The following is a 15,638-nucleotide window of genomic DNA, read 5'->3' as shown; positions in this document are numbered from 1 at the left end:
AATTTGGCGACACAGCCCATCAATAATGCCACAAAAGAACACTATGAAAGAACGTAGAATACAACTTGCTGATGAAGCGCAAACTGTTGCGCTTGGTCGCGCAATTGCAGGTGCTTGCCATCAAGGTGTGGTAATTCACCTGTATGGTGATCTCGGTGCGGGAAAAACCACGTTTAGTCGTGGTTTCTTACAAGCTTTGGGTCATCAAGGCCATGTAAAAAGTCCAACTTACACACTGGTTGAACCTTATGAATTAGCGGATCGTTATGTTTTTCACTTTGATCTCTATCGTCTAGCAGATCCTGAAGAACTTGAATTTATGGGTATTCGTGACTATTTTTCTGAAAACTCGATCTGCTTGGTTGAATGGCCGCAACAAGGTAAAGGTTTTTTACCTGAAGCGGATCTTGAGCTCCATCTCACATATCAAGATGAGGGGCGTCAGGCTCACATCGTTGCTTTGTCTGCAAATGGGGAGTCGTTGTTAGAAGCATTACCCCAATTCTAAGGAACTTATTGCTCATGTTGAATGCATCAATGCACAGAATAACAAGAAAGGGTTTTTTGGCGGCTTTTGTCCTTTTTATGCTTTCATTCGCATGGCTTTTTGCTATGCAAGCACAAGCCGCAACACTGTCTAATATTCAAGTGAATAATAGCCCATCACAAGCTGAGGTCACACTAAGCTTTATTGACGGTAAGCCTGATTACTCTTATTTTCCCTTGCATTCACCTGAGCGACTGGTTGTTGATGTAAAGCAACGAGGTGAGATCCTTGGCTTGCCACTAAAAGTGCCTGCAGGGGATTTGGTAAAAGTGGTGCGTTCAAGCCAACCTTCTGATAACCAACATAAACGTCTGGTGATGGAGCTATCCCGCGTCGCAAAAACCAAAGCTGTTTTAAAGCAAGTGGGTGGCGAATATCAATTAGTTCTGACGATTTCAACAGGTAACTCAACCAGTTCAACGTCATTTAATCGCACCAATAATAATGTTGCTCCTGTGGTCAATAACACACAGGACAAACCGTTAAAAATGAATAATCCAGCGCCTGTTTCAACGCCTGCCCCTGTAAAATACAAAAATATGCCTAAAGGCAGCAAACAGGTGGTGATCGCTATTGATGCGGGGCATGGTGGTAAAGACCCAGGCGCGATTGGGAAAAATGGTTATAAAGAGAAAGATGTGACTCTGAGCGTTGCGAAAAAACTCTATCAGCGTCTTGAAGCTGACCCTATGTTCAAACCCGCTATGACGCGTGATGGCGACTACTTTATTTCTGTTAGTGGACGTTCCGATGTTGCTCGTAAAAAAGGCGCGAACATGTTGGTATCCATCCATGCGGACTCAGCACCTAACAGCAGCGCACGAGGTGCCTCTGTTTGGGTATTATCAAATCGTCGTGCAAATAGTGAGTTAGGTAGCTGGTTAGAACAACGTGAAAAACAATCTGAATTATTAGGCGGTGCAGGGGATGCGCTCAGTGGTGCAGATCCGTATTTAAGCCAAGCAGTATTGGATTTGCAGTTCGGCCACTCTCAGCGCGTGGGCTATGATGTCGCTGTTCAAGTTATTCAGCAATTGAGAAAAGTGGGTAATATCCATAAAAAAACGCCAGAGCATGCCAGCCTTGGGGTTCTGCGTTCTCCCGATATTCCGTCAATCTTGGTTGAAACAGGCTTCATCAGTAATGCAGCGGAAGAGCAACTGCTCAAATCCAATGAATTCCAAGATGCAGTGGCTGAGGCCATTCACTTAGGATTGCGCCAATATTTCCTTGCGAATCCGATTCAAGCTGCACCTAAATAAGGAATTGAGCGATGGCAATACATATTCTCTCTCCTCAATTAGCGAACCAAATTGCGGCGGGTGAGGTGGTCGAAAGGCCTGCATCTGTCGTAAAAGAGCTGGTTGAGAACAGTCTTGATGCCAAGGCAACACGCATTGATATTGATATTGAGCGTGGTGGAGAGAAACTGATCCGTATTCGTGATAATGGCTGTGGGATTAACAAAGATGAATTAATCCTCGCCCTTGCGCGCCATGCGACCAGTAAAATTGCGACGCTCGATGACCTTGAAGCCATTATGAGTATGGGCTTTCGCGGTGAAGCATTAGCGAGCATCAGCTCTGTTTCACGATTAACGTTGACGTCAAAACCCGCGGAACAAACCGAAGCGTGGCAGTCTTACGCTGAAGGGCGGGATATGGAAGTCACAGTAAAGCCTGCAGCGCATCCTAATGGTACGACGGTTGAAGTCCTCGATCTCTTTTATAATACCCCTGCAAGGCGCAAATTTATGCGCACTGAAAAAACCGAATTTGGCCATATTGATGAAGTGGTTCGCCGCATTGCATTATCGCGCCCTGATGTGTCTATTAATTTGACTCATAACGGAAAACTGGTGAAACAGTACCGTGCTGCCCATGATGAAGTGCAGCAAGAAAGGCGGCTTGGGACTATTTGCGGTACCGGCTTTATGCAAGGCGCATTAGCGTTATCTTGGGAGCACAGCGACCTGGCAATTAAAGGCTGGGTGGTTTCCCCATCGAATACTCCTGTGAGTGAAACTCAGTATTGCTATGTGAATGGACGGATGATGCGCGACCGGTTAATTAACCATGCTATCCGCCAAGCATTTGAAGGCTATTTAGAAGACAATCAACAGCCCGCTTATGTCTTGTATTTAACCATTGATCCGAAACAAGTGGATGTAAACGTCCATCCAGCGAAACATGAGGTACGTTTTCACCAAGCGCGGTTAGTACATGATTTTATTTATCAAGCCGTACGTACAGTACTCCTTGAAGCGGCATCAATAAGTGAATTACCAGGAATAGAGCCAGTACATGCTGAGCTCGAAAACCGGTCTTCAGCAGGAGGGAATTATTTTTCTTCCCCAACATCAACTTCGAAACCAAATTATACCGAATCATTGCCACAGGCTGAGAGAACCGCTCGTGAACCGCAGGTCGCTTATAAGCCTGCAACCACGGCGACATCGAGTTCTTCCCTGCCCAAATCCGCATCACAATTCGTCGGGAATGTAGAGCAGAAAAACTACGGCACTAACTACGATAAAAAAGCGGGAGACCTTTACCAAAGCTTGATGTCAATTCCAGTTCCTGAAACGGAGAAAAAACCGCTTTTTCCTGAGCGCCAACCTGTGGATACGTCTCAAGTTTCTTCACAACCTGTAGCAAAAAATGCGGATAACTACCTTTTTGGTAAAGTATTGACAATTTACTCAAAAAACTTTGCATTAATTGAGTCTTCGTTGGGACTAATCCTGTTATCCTTAACGGAAGCTAATTATTTATTGAAATTAGCGCAATTGTCGCCAGAGGGTGAAAACCTCAAGCCACAACCTCTTTTGATACCGCTAAAATTGTCACTTAAAAACGATGAAATAGAGGTTTTACAGCGGTACAAGGAACAATTGGCAATATTTGGTATCGAAGCCACGATATTTCATGGAAAAGTAACAATTCATACGGTATCGTTACCATTAAGAACACAAAATTTATCGCAACTTTTTTCAGATTTGATCGGTTTTTTATCGACAAAAGAAAGCATCACACAACAAGATATCGCACAATGGCTAGCCAAAGCGGTTTCACAGGTGAAAACAGAAGAAAGTTGGAGTTTAGCACAGGCTGTTCAGTTGCTGGCTGATGTTGAGCGGATTTGTCCGCAGTGGGTAAAAAATCCCCCACCAACATTATTACAATTAATTAATTTACAATCCGTGGTAGCTACACTAACAAATGAGTGATTTAGTAACTCAGAAAAAACCTGATGCAATATTCCTTATGGGGCCGACTGCTTCAGGTAAAACCGCTTTAGCGATAGAACTTCGCAAGCATTTGCCTGTGGAAATTATTAGTGTCGATTCGGCGTTAATTTACCGTGGAATGGATATTGGTACAGCAAAGCCAACAGCCGAGGAACTCAGCCAAGCCCCTCATCGTTTGATTGATATTCTCGATCCAGCTCTACCTTATTCTGCTGCTGATTTTCGTCGTGACGCATTAAAAGTAATGAGTGAGATTACTGCTCAGGGTAAAATACCGTTACTTGTTGGCGGTACTATGTTGTATTTCAAAGCATTGTTAGAAGGACTTTCACCATTACCTTCTGCTGATGCAAATGTGCGCACCCAAATAGAACAGATAGCGCAAGAACATGGATGGAGTGAAATCCATCGCCGTTTAGCGGAGGTCGACCCTGTTGCTGCGGCTAGGATCCATCCTAATGATCCACAAAGATTATCCCGTGCTTTAGAGGTATATCTCATTTCAGGACAAACTTTGACTGAAATGACACAAACAGCAGGGGAAGAATTGCCTTATAATGTGTTTCAGTTTGCTATTGCGCCACAAGATCGTAAAATTTTACATGAACGCATAGAACAACGCTTTCATCTGATGATAGACGCGGGTTTTGAAGAGGAAGTCCGTGCTCTTTACCACCGAGGTGATTTACATGTTGATCTTCCCGCCATTCGTTGTGTGGGCTATCGGCAAATGTGGTCATACTTGGACGGCGAAATTAGCCATGATGAAATGGTTTATCGGGGAATTTGTGCAACACGCCAATTGGCAAAACGCCAGATTACCTGGTTAAGAAGCTGGGATAATGTTCAGTGGTTAGATAGTGAGCAACCTCAGCAGGCGCTTGACACAGTTATGCAGGTAGTACGTGCATAGGACTGATGTTTGTGTACAATTAGAACGTTAAGCGCAATTTTTGAGTAGTTACTTTTGGAATCATAAAGATTCTCTTTTAAAAACAACAAAATAAGGAAAACATAGAATGGCTAAGGGGCAATCTTTGCAAGATCCGTTCCTGAACGCATTACGTCGTGAAAGGGTTCCGGTCTCTATTTATCTCGTTAATGGCATCAAATTGCAGGGGCAAATTGAATCTTTTGATCAATTTGTCATTTTATTGAAAAACACAGTTAGCCAGATGGTTTATAAGCACGCTATCTCTACTGTTGTCCCTGCACGTCCTGTTTCTCACCACAGTGGCACAACAGGTGGTAGCGCAGGTAATGGTAATTACCATTCGGGTGCACCTGCATCGCAGGATGGCGAAGTAACTGAGTAAGTTTGTACGCTAAAAGACAAGGAAAGCATGGGTAGGGAGACTGTACCTGTGTTTTCCTTTGCAATTATTGTTTAGCCTAAGAGGTTGCACCTTGTTTGATAGGTATGAAGGCGGTGAGCTTGCTGTGTTAGTCCATGTCTTTTTTTCCCAAGAAAAAGACGTTGATAATCTGGCAGAGTTTGAGTCACTCGTGACGTCTGCTGGGGTAAAGCCAGTACAAATAGTCACAGGCAGTCGTAAGGCACCTCACCCAAAGTTTTTTGTTGGGGAAGGAAAAGCTGAAGAGATAGCCCAAGCCGTTGAGGAAAGTGGCGCAGATGTGGTGTTGTTTAATCACACGCTAAGCCCTGCTCAAGAACGTAATCTCGAAAGGATTTGCCAATGTAAGGTGGTTGACCGTACAGGGGTAATTTTAGATATATTTGCTCAACGGGCGCGTACGCATGAAGGTAAACTTCAAGTTGAATTGGCACAGTTACGTCATTTATCCACTCGCTTAGTGAGAGGATGGACACACCTTGAGCGCCAAAAAGGCGGGATTGGTTTGCGTGGTCCTGGTGAAACTCAACTTGAAACAGACCGTCGGTTATTAAGGGATAAAATCAAACAGATTTTATCGCGGCTTAGCCGTGTAGAAAAACAGCGTGAACAAGGGCGTCAAGCGAGAAGTAAAGCGGATATTCCGACAATTTCTCTCGTGGGTTATACCAATGCGGGTAAATCGAGTTTATTTAACCGTATGACGTCTGCAGATGTTTATGCTGCAGATCAGCTATTTGCGACACTTGACCCAACGCTTCGCCGTATTAATGTCGAAGATGTCGGTGTTGTCGTTTTAGCAGATACCGTGGGTTTTATTCGCCACTTACCACATGATTTGGTTGCCGCATTTAAAGCAACCCTGCAAGAAACTCGTGAAGCAACGTTACTGCTGCACGTTATCGATGCAGCAGATGCTCGCTTGGATGAAAATATCCATGCGGTTGAAAGCGTGTTGGAAGAAATTGAAGCGGATGAAATACCAGCACTTTTAGTGATGAACAAAGTTGATATGCTGGAAGATTTTGTCCCGCGTATTGACAGAGATGAGGATAACAACCCTGTTCGTGTCTGGGTTTCGGCGCAAACAGGTGAAGGTATCCCATTGCTGTTACAAGCATTGACGGAACGCCTTTCTGGTGAAATCGCACATTATGAATTGCGTTTACCACCAAACGAAGGTCGTTTGCGTAGCCGTTTTTATCAACTCCAGTCAATCGAACGTGAATGGTTGGAAGAAGACGGTTCAATCGGCCTTGAGGTGCGTATGCCAATGGTGGATTGGCGACGTTTGTGTAAACAAGAGCAGCAATTATCTGACTACGTGGTTTAACAACGTAGCCAGGCAATGGAATTGATATTAAGAGACACACAAACTCAGCATACTTCCAGTGTGTTGAGCGGAGCTCTTAGCCCTGAAAATCAATCATAAAGAATGGAGCTAAAACATGGCGTGGAATCAGCCCGGTAATGACGGACAAGACCGCGATCCGTGGGGAAGCGGCAATAAAGGCGGCAACTCTGGCGGAAACAAAGGTGGTCGAAAACGTGGGGCTTATGATCTCGACGATCTCTTTCGTAAAATAGGCAGCAAGCTAGGTGGGAACAAAGGCGGCAACGGTGGTGATGGCGATAACAAACAGCCTTCACAAATCAGTGGTCGTTTAGGGATGTTAGCACTTGCTGCTATTGTAGTTGTCTGGGCAGGTTCAGGCTTCTACACCATCAAAGAAAGTGACCGTGGCGTAGTGTTACGTTTTGGTGAATACAGTGGTATTGTTGGGCCAGGTTTGAACTGGAAGCCAACATTCATTGATAGAGTCGTGCCTGTCAACGTAGAAACTGTACGTGAGCAAGCGACTAACGGCATGATGTTGACGTCAGATGAAAACGTGATCCGCGTTGAAATGAACGTTCAATACCGTGTGACTGACCCTGCGCAATATTTATTTAGCGTGACTAACCCAGACAACAGTCTGCGTCAGGCGTTAGACAGTGCTGTGCGTGGTGTTATTGGTCAATCTGCCATGGAGCAAGTATTGACTACGAATCGAGCCTTTATCCGTGATGTGACACAAAAAGAGCTTGAAGCGACAATTGCACCATACAAAATGGGTATCACACTGCTGGATGTCAACTTCCAAGCAGCGCGTCCACCTGAAGATGTTAAAGCAGCATTTGATGACGTAATCTCAGCAAGGGAAGAAGAACAAAAAACTATTCGTGAAGCGCACGCTTATCGAAATGAAGTTCTTCCACTGGCAAAAGGTAACGCACAACGCCTGATTGAAGAAGCCGAAGCGTATAAAGCGAGTGTGGTCTTCAAAGCAGAGGGTGAGGTCGCAAGCTTTGCGAAAATGCTACCTGAATACCGTGCAGCACCAGAAATCACTCGTGAGCGTCTTTACATCGATACGATGGAGCGTGTGTTAAGTAATACACGTAAAGTTATTGCGAATGATAAGAGCAACAGCATGTTAGTGCTGCCGCTTGACCAAATCATGCGTGGTACAAATTCAGATGCGGCTTCAACATCAAAAGTTAATCCGTCAGCAAGAATGGCGACGCCAAGCATTAATTCGTCATCATCTGCTGCAACGCCTGCACAGCCAAACAGCGCTGTTCGTGGTGATGCTGTTAGAGTAGGGAGACAATAATCATGCGTAAATCGCTAATTGTTATCGTTATTGCCATCTTGGCAGTTGCATACGCATCTATCTTTATTGTTCCTCAAACTGACCGCGGCATTGTATTGCGTTTTGGTAAGGTTCTGCGTGATTCTGAAAACAAACCGATCATTTATGAGCCAGGTTTGCATTTCAAAGTGCCATTTATTGAAACTGTGAAAATGTTAGATGCACGTATTCAGACATTGGAAATCCAAGCTGACCGTTATTTGACAAGCGAAAACAAAGATTTAATGGTGGACTCCTACCTGAAATGGCGTGTTACTGATTTCAGTCGCTACTATGTAGCAACTGGCGGTGGTAACCCATATCAAGCAGAAACCCTGTTAAAACGTAAATTTAGTGACCGTTTACGTTCTGAGTTTGGTCGTTTAAGCGTTAAAGATATCATTACTGATTCACGTGGTCGTTTAACCGTTGATGTACGTGATGCCTTGAACAAAGGTACTGCAATTGATGATGCGACAAAAGAAGCTGATGCAGCGATTGCGGATGCCGCAGCACGTGTTGAAAAAGAAACTAACTTGAAGCCACTGGTTGTGAATGCAAACAGTATGGCGGCGTTAGGTATCGAAGTTGTCGACGTGCGTATTAAACGTATCGAACTGCCAAACGAAGTTTCTGAAGCTATCTATGCACGTATGCGTGCAGAGCGTGAAGCGGTTGCACGTCAGCACCGTTCACAAGGTCAAGAAGAAGCGACTAAGATCCGTGCGGTTGCAGATAAAACTGTAACTGAAACACTGGCAGAAGCAGAGCGTACCGCGCTGACCTACCGAGGTGAAGGCGATGCAATGGCAACAAAACTGTTTGCTGATGCATTCAACCAAGATCCAGAGTTCTATGCGTTTATTCGTAGCTTGCGTGCTTACGAGCAAAGCTTCAAGAGTGGTGAAGACGTGATGGTATTAAGCCCAGACACAGACTTCTTCCGCTTCATGAAAGCACCAACTAAGCTTCGTGCAACAGATTAATAAATAATCAGACTAAGTTGCGTGCAACCTAGCAAAATAACTGTTAATCTATTAAAGAAAAGCCCGCTTCGGTGGGCTTTTTTTCGCCTGTCGTTTTAAGTATAGGATTTTTCAGGGAAAATTTAAGCTGCTCAACTGGTTACATTCATTTTGGGTTTACGGCAGAAATAAAAATACCATTTAACTTGCTTTCCAGAAAAAAATTTTAGTAATGCCAAAATATCACTGGAACAGTTCATTTTTGATGGTAGAATTCATTTTTAAGCAACCGAGTGTATTTCGAAATGGGTAAGAACGTTGTCGTACTGGGCACCCAATGGGGTGACGAAGGGAAGGGCAAGATCGTCGACTTGCTGACAGAGCGCGCTAAATATGTAGTTCGCTATCAGGGCGGCCATAATGCTGGCCATACGCTTGTTGTAAACGGTGAAAAAACCGTTCTCCACTTAATTCCATCCGGTATTCTTCGTGAAAATGTCATCAGTATTATCGCTAATGGCGTTGTTCTTGCGCCTGACGCATTAATGAAAGAGATGAAAGAATTGGAAGACCGCGGTGTTCCAGTTCGCGAACGCTTACGTCTTTCAGAAGCATGCCCACTGATCCTGCCTTATCATGTTGCATTAGATAACGCCCGTGAAAAAGCACGTGGTTCCAAAGCGATTGGAACAACGGGTCGTGGTATTGGTCCTGCTTACGAAGATAAAGTTGCTCGTCGCGGCTTACGTGTTGGTGACTTATTCGATAAAGCAACTTTCGCAGAAAAATTAAAAGAAATCGTCGAATACCATAACTTCCAACTCGTTAATTACTATAAAGAACCTGCTGTTGATTACCAAAAAACACTGGATGATATCATGGCAGTGGCCGATATCCTGACAGGCATGGTAATCGATGTGTCTGATCTGCTGTACAAAGCAAGCCAGAACAACGAATTTGTGATGTTTGAAGGTGCACAAGGCACATTATTGGACATTGACCACGGTACTTATCCGTATGTAACCTCTTCAAATACCACCGCGGGTGGTGTTGCAACAGGTTCTGGTTTAGGCCCTCGTTATGTTAATTACGTACTGGGTATTATCAAAGCTTACTCAACACGTGTTGGTGCGGGTCCATTCCCAACCGAATTGTTTGACGAAGTGGGCGAATTCCTGCGTGAAAAAGGCCAAGAATTTGGTGCAACGACGGGTCGTAAACGTCGTACTGGTTGGTTAGATATCGTTGCAATCAACCGCGCGGTACAAATCAACTCACTGTCAGGTTTCTGCATGACTAAACTGGACGTTTTAGACGGTTTAGAAGAAGTGAAAATCTGTGTGGGCTACCGTCGTCCAGATGGCAAAGTGCTTGAAACAACGCCTTTAGCTGCGGATGAGTGGGATGGTTTAGAGCCAGTTTACGAATCCATGCCAGGTTGGAAAGAAACCACTTTTGGTGTGAAGCAAAGAGAATTACTGCCGCAAGCAGCGCTGAACTACATCAAACGTGTTGAAGAATTAACGGGTATTCCTGTTGATATTATTTCAACTGGTCCAGATCGTTCTGAAACGATGATCCTGCGTGACCCGTTTGACGTTGAGTAATAACATTGACTGCGCCTAATACAGGCGCAGTTTTTTTACTGCTTTACCTCCCTCCGCGATGCAACTTCTTTGATAAAACAGTCAAAATTCCCCATAATGATTGAACTAAGTTACTTTTGTGTGCAGATTCTGTGCAATTAGATGCATATTTGCGATACGTAATACGCTAAACTGTATTTATGAACACATAATTTATTTGCATGCTATATTTTGTGCATAACCAAGTGGGATTTAGGTTCAAATTAGGTTATTTGCAATTAAAATACGTGAGAAAATTTTCGACCAACTCATTTTGGTCGTATAAGTAAAAGCCAAAATTTTGAGGTGATTGTGCAACTGACGAGTTTTACCGACTATGGATTACGAGCGCTTATTTATCTGGCTTCTCTGGGTGAAGGGAAGATGACCAGTATTACAGAGGTGACGGACGTTTATGGCGTTTCACGTAATCATATGGTTAAAATTATCAATCAGCTCAGTCATTTAGGTTATATAAAAGCCACTCGTGGCAAAAATGGCGGGATTACACTAGGGCAACCAGCAGAATCAATTCGTATAGGGGATGTTGTTAGAGCATTAGAACCCCTAACCCTTGTTAATTGTAGTGGTGAGTTTTGCCACATAACACCTGCGTGTCGTTTAAAAGGTGTGCTACACCAAGCAATACAGCAGTTTTTACAAGAACTTGATCAATATACGCTGGCGGACATGGTGAAAGATAACACCCCGCTCTATCAATTACTGCTTGATTAATATTCGCAGTAGTTATGAATTCTGATGACAACGGAGGTAACGATGTCACAAGATCCTTTTCAGGAAAGAGAAGCAGAAAAATACGAATCCCCAATTCCAAGCCGAGAATTCATCCTCGACTTAATCTCGAAACGTACTGCCCCAGCTAATCGCGAAGAAATCGCCCAGTTACTCAATCTTTCTACGGAAGATGAATTAGAAGCTTTACGCCGCCGTTTAAGAGCAATGGAACGTGATGGTCAACTCGTGTTCACACGCCGTCAATGTTATGCATTGCCAGAGCGTTTAGATTTATTAAAAGGAAAGGTTATTGGCCATCGCGATGGCTACGGCTTTCTGCGTGTTGAGGGTAAAAAAGAAGATTATTATTTATCTCAAGATGAGATGAAACGTGCGCTGCACGGCGACGTGATTTTAGCACAGCCATATGGGCAAGACCGTAAAGGTCGTACTGAAGTGCGCGTGGTTCGCGTATTAGAGCCAAGAAACAACCAAATTGTAGGCCGCTATTTTATTGAGTCGGGCATGGGGTTTGTGGTGCCAGATGATAGTCGTCTCAGTTTTGATATCTTGATCCCGAAAGACCGTATTTGCGGTGCTCGCATGGGTAACGTGGTGGTTGTTGAGTTAGTGACTCGCCCACAACGCCGTTCTCAAGCAGTCGGGAATATTATCGAAGTGCTTGGGGAAACCATGGGAACGGGTATGGCGGTTGAAATCGCGCTGCGTACTCACGAAATTCCCCATTCATGGCCGCCACAAGTTGAAAAACAAGTCGCTGATTTAAGTGAACATGTGCCTGAGTCTGCGAAAAAAGGGCGTATGGATTTGCGTGATTTACCATTGGTCACTATCGATGGTGAAGATGCTCGCGATTTTGATGATGCTGTTCATTGTGCGCCGAAAAAAGGCGGTGGCTGGCGTTTATGGGTCGCAATTGCGGATGTTAGCTATTATGTACGCCCGCAAACATCGTTAGATACTGAGGCGCGTAGCCGTGGTAACTCAGTATATTTCCCATCTCAAGTTGTGCCGATGTTGCCTGAAGTTCTTTCTAATGGCCTTTGCTCATTGAACCCAGGGGTCGATCGCCTGTGTATGGTGTGCGAAATGACGGTATCGGCCTCAGGGAAGCTGTCTTCCTATAAATTCTATGAAGCAGTGATGAATTCCCATGCAAGGTTGACCTATACAAAAGTATGGAAAATCTTGGAAGGTGATGAAGAACTGCGTGAACATTACAAAGCATTGGTTCCACATATTGAACATTTACATCAGTTATACAAGGCATTAGATGCGGCACGAATTGAGCGTGGGGCGATATCCTTTGAATCGGAAGAGGCGAAATTTATTTTTAATGCAGAGCGCCGTATTGAAAGTATTGAACCTGTCGAGCGAAATGATGCACACAAATTAATTGAAGAATGCATGATTTTAGCTAACATTGCGGCGGCTAGATTTGTGGAGAAAAACGAAGAGCCTGCGTTATACCGTGTGCATGATCGTCCAAAAGAAGAGAGCGTAATGAATTTACGTTCAGTATTTAGCGAGTTAGGGCTCACATTGCCTGGTGGTATGAAGCCAGAGCCAAAAGATTATGCACAAGTGATGAATGAAGTGGCTGAGCGCCCTGATCACGAATTGCTGCAAACCATGATCTTGCGTTCGATGAAACAAGCGATTTATGACCCTGAAAACCGTGGTCACTTTGGTCTAGGGCTGAAATCGTATGCGCACTTTACCTCGCCAATTCGTCGTTATCCTGACTTAACGTTGCACCGTGGTATCAAATATTTGTTGGCAAAAGAATATGGCCATTCAGATAAGCGCTGGACAGAAACAGGCGGCTGGCACTCTGATATGGACAGCATGTTGCAACTGGGTGAACACTGTTCGATGACAGAGCGTCGTGCCGATGAAGCAACGCGCGATGTGGCTGATTGGTTGAAGTGTGACTTTATGCAAGACCAAGTGGGTCAAATTTTCACGGGGTTAATTACCAGTGTGACAGGCTTTGGCTTCTTTGTTCGCCTCAATGACTTGTTTATTGACGGTTTAGTACATATTTCTACCCTTGATAACGATTACTACCGTTATGATGCTGTCGGCCAGCGCTTAATTGGTGAATCATCAGGCACGACCTATCGACTTGGTGATGAAGTGGAAATTCGTGTGGAAGCGGTGCATATGGATGAACGCACCATTGATTTCGCGTTAATTTCAACAACTCGTAAAGCGAAAGCCCCTGGCAAAACTGCACGGGATAAAATGAAGCAAGAAGTAAAAAATGCTACGCGGCCAGCTCGCCGTAAAGCGCAAGGGAGCAAAGATAAAAACTTCGAGCCTGATTCTGCATTTCGCCGTTCTGAGAAAAAAGGGAAAAAAAGCGAAGCACAAGCTGATGCAAAAGGGAAAGGAAAGGGAAAAAAACCTTCCGATAAAACTAAGAAAATTACAGCAAAACTAAAAGCAAAACGCGTTGCGAAGAAATCCTCAAAACAAGAGGGCTAATATTTTTGCTAGCGTAGCGCTTTGTTAATTAACGAAAGTGGCGTGTTTGCGCCACTTTCCTCATTTAGATTAAAACATAAGACTGTTATGAGCGAAATTATTTACGGTATTCACGCAGTGAAAGCCTTGCTTGAGCGTTCTCCGCAACGCATTAAAGAAGTGTATATCCTAAAAGGGCGTGAAGATCGCCGATTGATGCCTATCGTGCATGAAATTGAAGCACTAGGCGTTGTTGTCCAAGTCGCGAATCGCCAGTGGATGGATAGCCAAACTGAAGGTGCTGTTCACCAAGGGATCATTGCGAAAGTATTACCAGGTAAGCAATACCAAGAAGGTGATTTGCCCGATTTATTAGAAAGCACACCGTCACCATTTTTACTGGTACTTGATGGTGTGACGGATCCCCACAATTTAGGGGCTTGTTTGCGTAGCGCAGATGCAGCAGGTGTGCATGCAGTGATTGTTCCGAAAGACAAATCGGCGCAATTGAATGCAACTGCAAAAAAAGTAGCTTGCGGTGCAGCAGAAAATGTTCCCCTTATTCGTGTGACGAACCTAGCAAGGACATTGCGCTTATTGCAAGAATACAACGTATGGATTGTGGGGACGGCGGGTGAAGCAGACCATAATTTATACCAAAGCAAACTGACAGGCTCTATCGCATTAGTGATGGGCGCAGAAGGTGAAGGCATGCGCCGTTTAACCCGCGAGCATTGTGATGAATTAATCAGCATCCCGATGGCAGGTTCCGTCTCCTCTCTGAATGTGTCAGTGGCGACAGGGGTTTGCTTGTTTGAAGCCGTACGCCAGCGCTTACCTGTTTCAGGTGAAAAATAATATTTGTGTAAAACTGCATCCATCTCTTGAGTTTTATCTCAGGGGTGGGTATAGTTACGCGTCAATTTTTTAGCCGCACTCAACAAGTTCCTTGCCTCCGCGGGCCGCGGTTAACCCAGACAGGAGGCTAATAATCCGTAAGGAGCAACTACTAATGCGTCATTACGAAATCGTTTTTATGGTCCATCCTGACCAAAGCGAACAGGTTCCGGGCATGATCGAGCGTTACAGTGCAGTAATCACTAACGCACAAGGTCAGATTCACCGTCTGGAAGACTGGGGCCGCCGTCAACTGGCTTACCCAATCAACAAACTGCACAAAGCTCACTATGTTCTGCTGAACGTAGAAGCACCGCAGGAAGCGATTGATGAGCTGGAAACTAACTTCCGCTTCAACGATGCCGTTATCCGCAGCATGGTTATGCGCTTAAAACACGCAGTAACAGAAGCTTCTCCAATGGTTAAAGCTAAAGACGAACGTCGTGGCCGTGACCTTTCTGATGAATATCAGGATGAAGAAGTAGAAGAAACTGGGGATTCTGAAGAGTAATTGCGCAGGTGTCCACTAATCGTTTGGTGCTAACAGGCACAGTCTGTAAAGCATTGATTCGAAAAGTGAGTCCGTCGGGCATTCCACATTGTCAGTTTGTTTTAGAACATCGTTCACAACAACTGGAAGCGGGATTGTCAAGGCAAGCATGGTGCAGAATGCCCATTATTGTTAGCGGACAAACCTTACAAGCTCATACTCACAGTTTAACGGTCGGCAGTTGGATTACAGTTAGCGGTTTCATTAGTACCCATCAAGGGCGTAATGGAATTAGCAAAATAGTCCTCCATGCCGAGCAGATTGATTTGATAGATTCTGGAGACTAGCCATATGGCACGTTATTTCCGTCGTCGCAAGTTCTGCCGTTTCACAGCGGAAGGCGTTCAAGAGATCGACTATAAAGATATCGCAACGCTGAAAAACTATATCACTGAAAGTGGTAAAATTGTACCAAGCCGTATCACCGGTACTCGTGCAAAATATCAGCGTCAGCTCGCTCGTGCTATCAAGCGCGCTCGCTACCTGTCTCTGTTACCATATACTGATCGTCATCAGTAATTGGTACAGTCCATTAACGACTTAAGAGGA

General features: G+C 44.5%; 15 protein-coding genes. All 15 read left to right on the top strand.

Annotated features, from left to right (window positions below):
• Window positions 1-43 precede the first annotated feature (43 nt).
• On the top strand, window positions 44-508 hold the full coding sequence (gene tsaE, locus ACE2AL_RS18965) for a tRNA (adenosine(37)-N6)-threonylcarbamoyltransferase complex ATPase subunit type 1 TsaE (RefSeq protein ID WP_206083153.1): 465 nt from the start codon (window positions 44-46) through the stop codon (window positions 506-508).
• A gap of 14 nt (window positions 509-522) precedes the next feature.
• Window positions 523-1,809, top strand: coding sequence for an N-acetylmuramoyl-L-alanine amidase AmiB (gene amiB, locus ACE2AL_RS18960; protein WP_272681885.1), 1,287 nt, complete (start codon window positions 523-525; stop codon window positions 1,807-1,809).
• Between the two features lie 11 nt (window positions 1,810-1,820).
• Entirely contained in the window at window positions 1,821-3,776 is a 1,956-nt protein-coding gene (gene mutL, locus ACE2AL_RS18955; RefSeq protein WP_206083156.1) for a DNA mismatch repair endonuclease MutL, read from the top strand.
• Window positions 3,769-4,710 carry a tRNA (adenosine(37)-N6)-dimethylallyltransferase MiaA gene (miaA, locus tag ACE2AL_RS18950; RefSeq protein WP_206083157.1) on the top strand — a complete coding sequence of 314 codons (942 nt, stop codon included), beginning with the start codon at window positions 3,769-3,771 and terminating at the stop codon, window positions 4,708-4,710. The genes mutL and miaA overlap by 8 nt, the downstream gene beginning before the upstream one ends.
• Before the next feature lie 106 nt (window positions 4,711-4,816).
• Window positions 4,817-5,113 carry an RNA chaperone Hfq gene (gene hfq / locus ACE2AL_RS18945; RefSeq protein WP_206083158.1) on the top strand — a complete coding sequence of 99 codons (297 nt, stop codon included), beginning with the start codon at window positions 4,817-4,819 and terminating at the stop codon, window positions 5,111-5,113.
• Between the two features lie 91 nt (window positions 5,114-5,204).
• Window positions 5,205-6,485 (top strand): ribosome rescue GTPase HflX, encoded by a 1,281-nt coding sequence (hflX, locus tag ACE2AL_RS18940; RefSeq protein ID WP_349415467.1) that lies wholly within the window; start codon window positions 5,205-5,207, stop codon window positions 6,483-6,485.
• Between the two features lie 115 nt (window positions 6,486-6,600).
• Entirely contained in the window at window positions 6,601-7,809 is a 1,209-nt protein-coding gene (hflK, locus tag ACE2AL_RS18935) for an FtsH protease activity modulator HflK (RefSeq protein WP_206083160.1), read from the top strand.
• A gap of 2 nt (window positions 7,810-7,811) precedes the next feature.
• A complete protein-coding gene (gene hflC / locus ACE2AL_RS18930; RefSeq protein ID WP_225820591.1) occupies window positions 7,812-8,813 on the top strand; it encodes a protease modulator HflC in 1,002 nt (333 codons plus the stop codon).
• 284 nt (window positions 8,814-9,097) lie between these two features.
• Window positions 9,098-10,399 (top strand): adenylosuccinate synthase, encoded by a 1,302-nt coding sequence (locus ACE2AL_RS18925; protein ID WP_206083163.1) that lies wholly within the window; start codon window positions 9,098-9,100, stop codon window positions 10,397-10,399.
• Window positions 10,400-10,729: 330 nt separating this feature from the next.
• Window positions 10,730-11,152: a nitric oxide-sensing transcriptional repressor NsrR gene (gene nsrR, locus ACE2AL_RS18920; RefSeq protein ID WP_206083165.1), complete on the top strand. Its 423-nt coding sequence runs from the start codon at window positions 10,730-10,732 to the stop codon at window positions 11,150-11,152.
• 42 nt (window positions 11,153-11,194) lie between these two features.
• A complete protein-coding gene (gene rnr / locus ACE2AL_RS18915; protein WP_206083167.1) occupies window positions 11,195-13,663 on the top strand; it encodes a ribonuclease R in 2,469 nt (822 codons plus the stop codon).
• Between the two features lie 87 nt (window positions 13,664-13,750).
• The gene (gene rlmB / locus ACE2AL_RS18910) at window positions 13,751-14,500 is read left to right on the top strand and encodes a 23S rRNA (guanosine(2251)-2'-O)-methyltransferase RlmB (RefSeq protein ID WP_206083169.1); all 750 of its coding nucleotides are present in this window, start codon (window positions 13,751-13,753) and stop codon (window positions 14,498-14,500) included.
• Between the two features lie 154 nt (window positions 14,501-14,654).
• Window positions 14,655-15,050 carry a 30S ribosomal protein S6 gene (rpsF, locus tag ACE2AL_RS18905; protein WP_206083778.1) on the top strand — a complete coding sequence of 132 codons (396 nt, stop codon included), beginning with the start codon at window positions 14,655-14,657 and terminating at the stop codon, window positions 15,048-15,050.
• 8 nt (window positions 15,051-15,058) lie between these two features.
• Window positions 15,059-15,376 carry a primosomal replication protein N gene (priB, locus tag ACE2AL_RS18900; protein ID WP_206083171.1) on the top strand — a complete coding sequence of 106 codons (318 nt, stop codon included), beginning with the start codon at window positions 15,059-15,061 and terminating at the stop codon, window positions 15,374-15,376.
• A 4-nt stretch (window positions 15,377-15,380) separates the two neighbouring features.
• Window positions 15,381-15,608, top strand: a complete 228-nt coding sequence (gene rpsR, locus ACE2AL_RS18895) for a 30S ribosomal protein S18 (RefSeq protein WP_000135199.1) — start codon at window positions 15,381-15,383, stop codon at window positions 15,606-15,608.
• The last annotated feature ends 30 nt before the right edge of the window (window positions 15,609-15,638 follow it).

This window comes from Providencia xihuensis, assembly GCF_041953405.1.
Lineage (GTDB): Bacteria > Pseudomonadota > Gammaproteobacteria > Enterobacterales > Enterobacteriaceae > Providencia > Providencia vermicola.
This window is presented reverse-complemented; position numbering and strand designations above follow the sequence as displayed.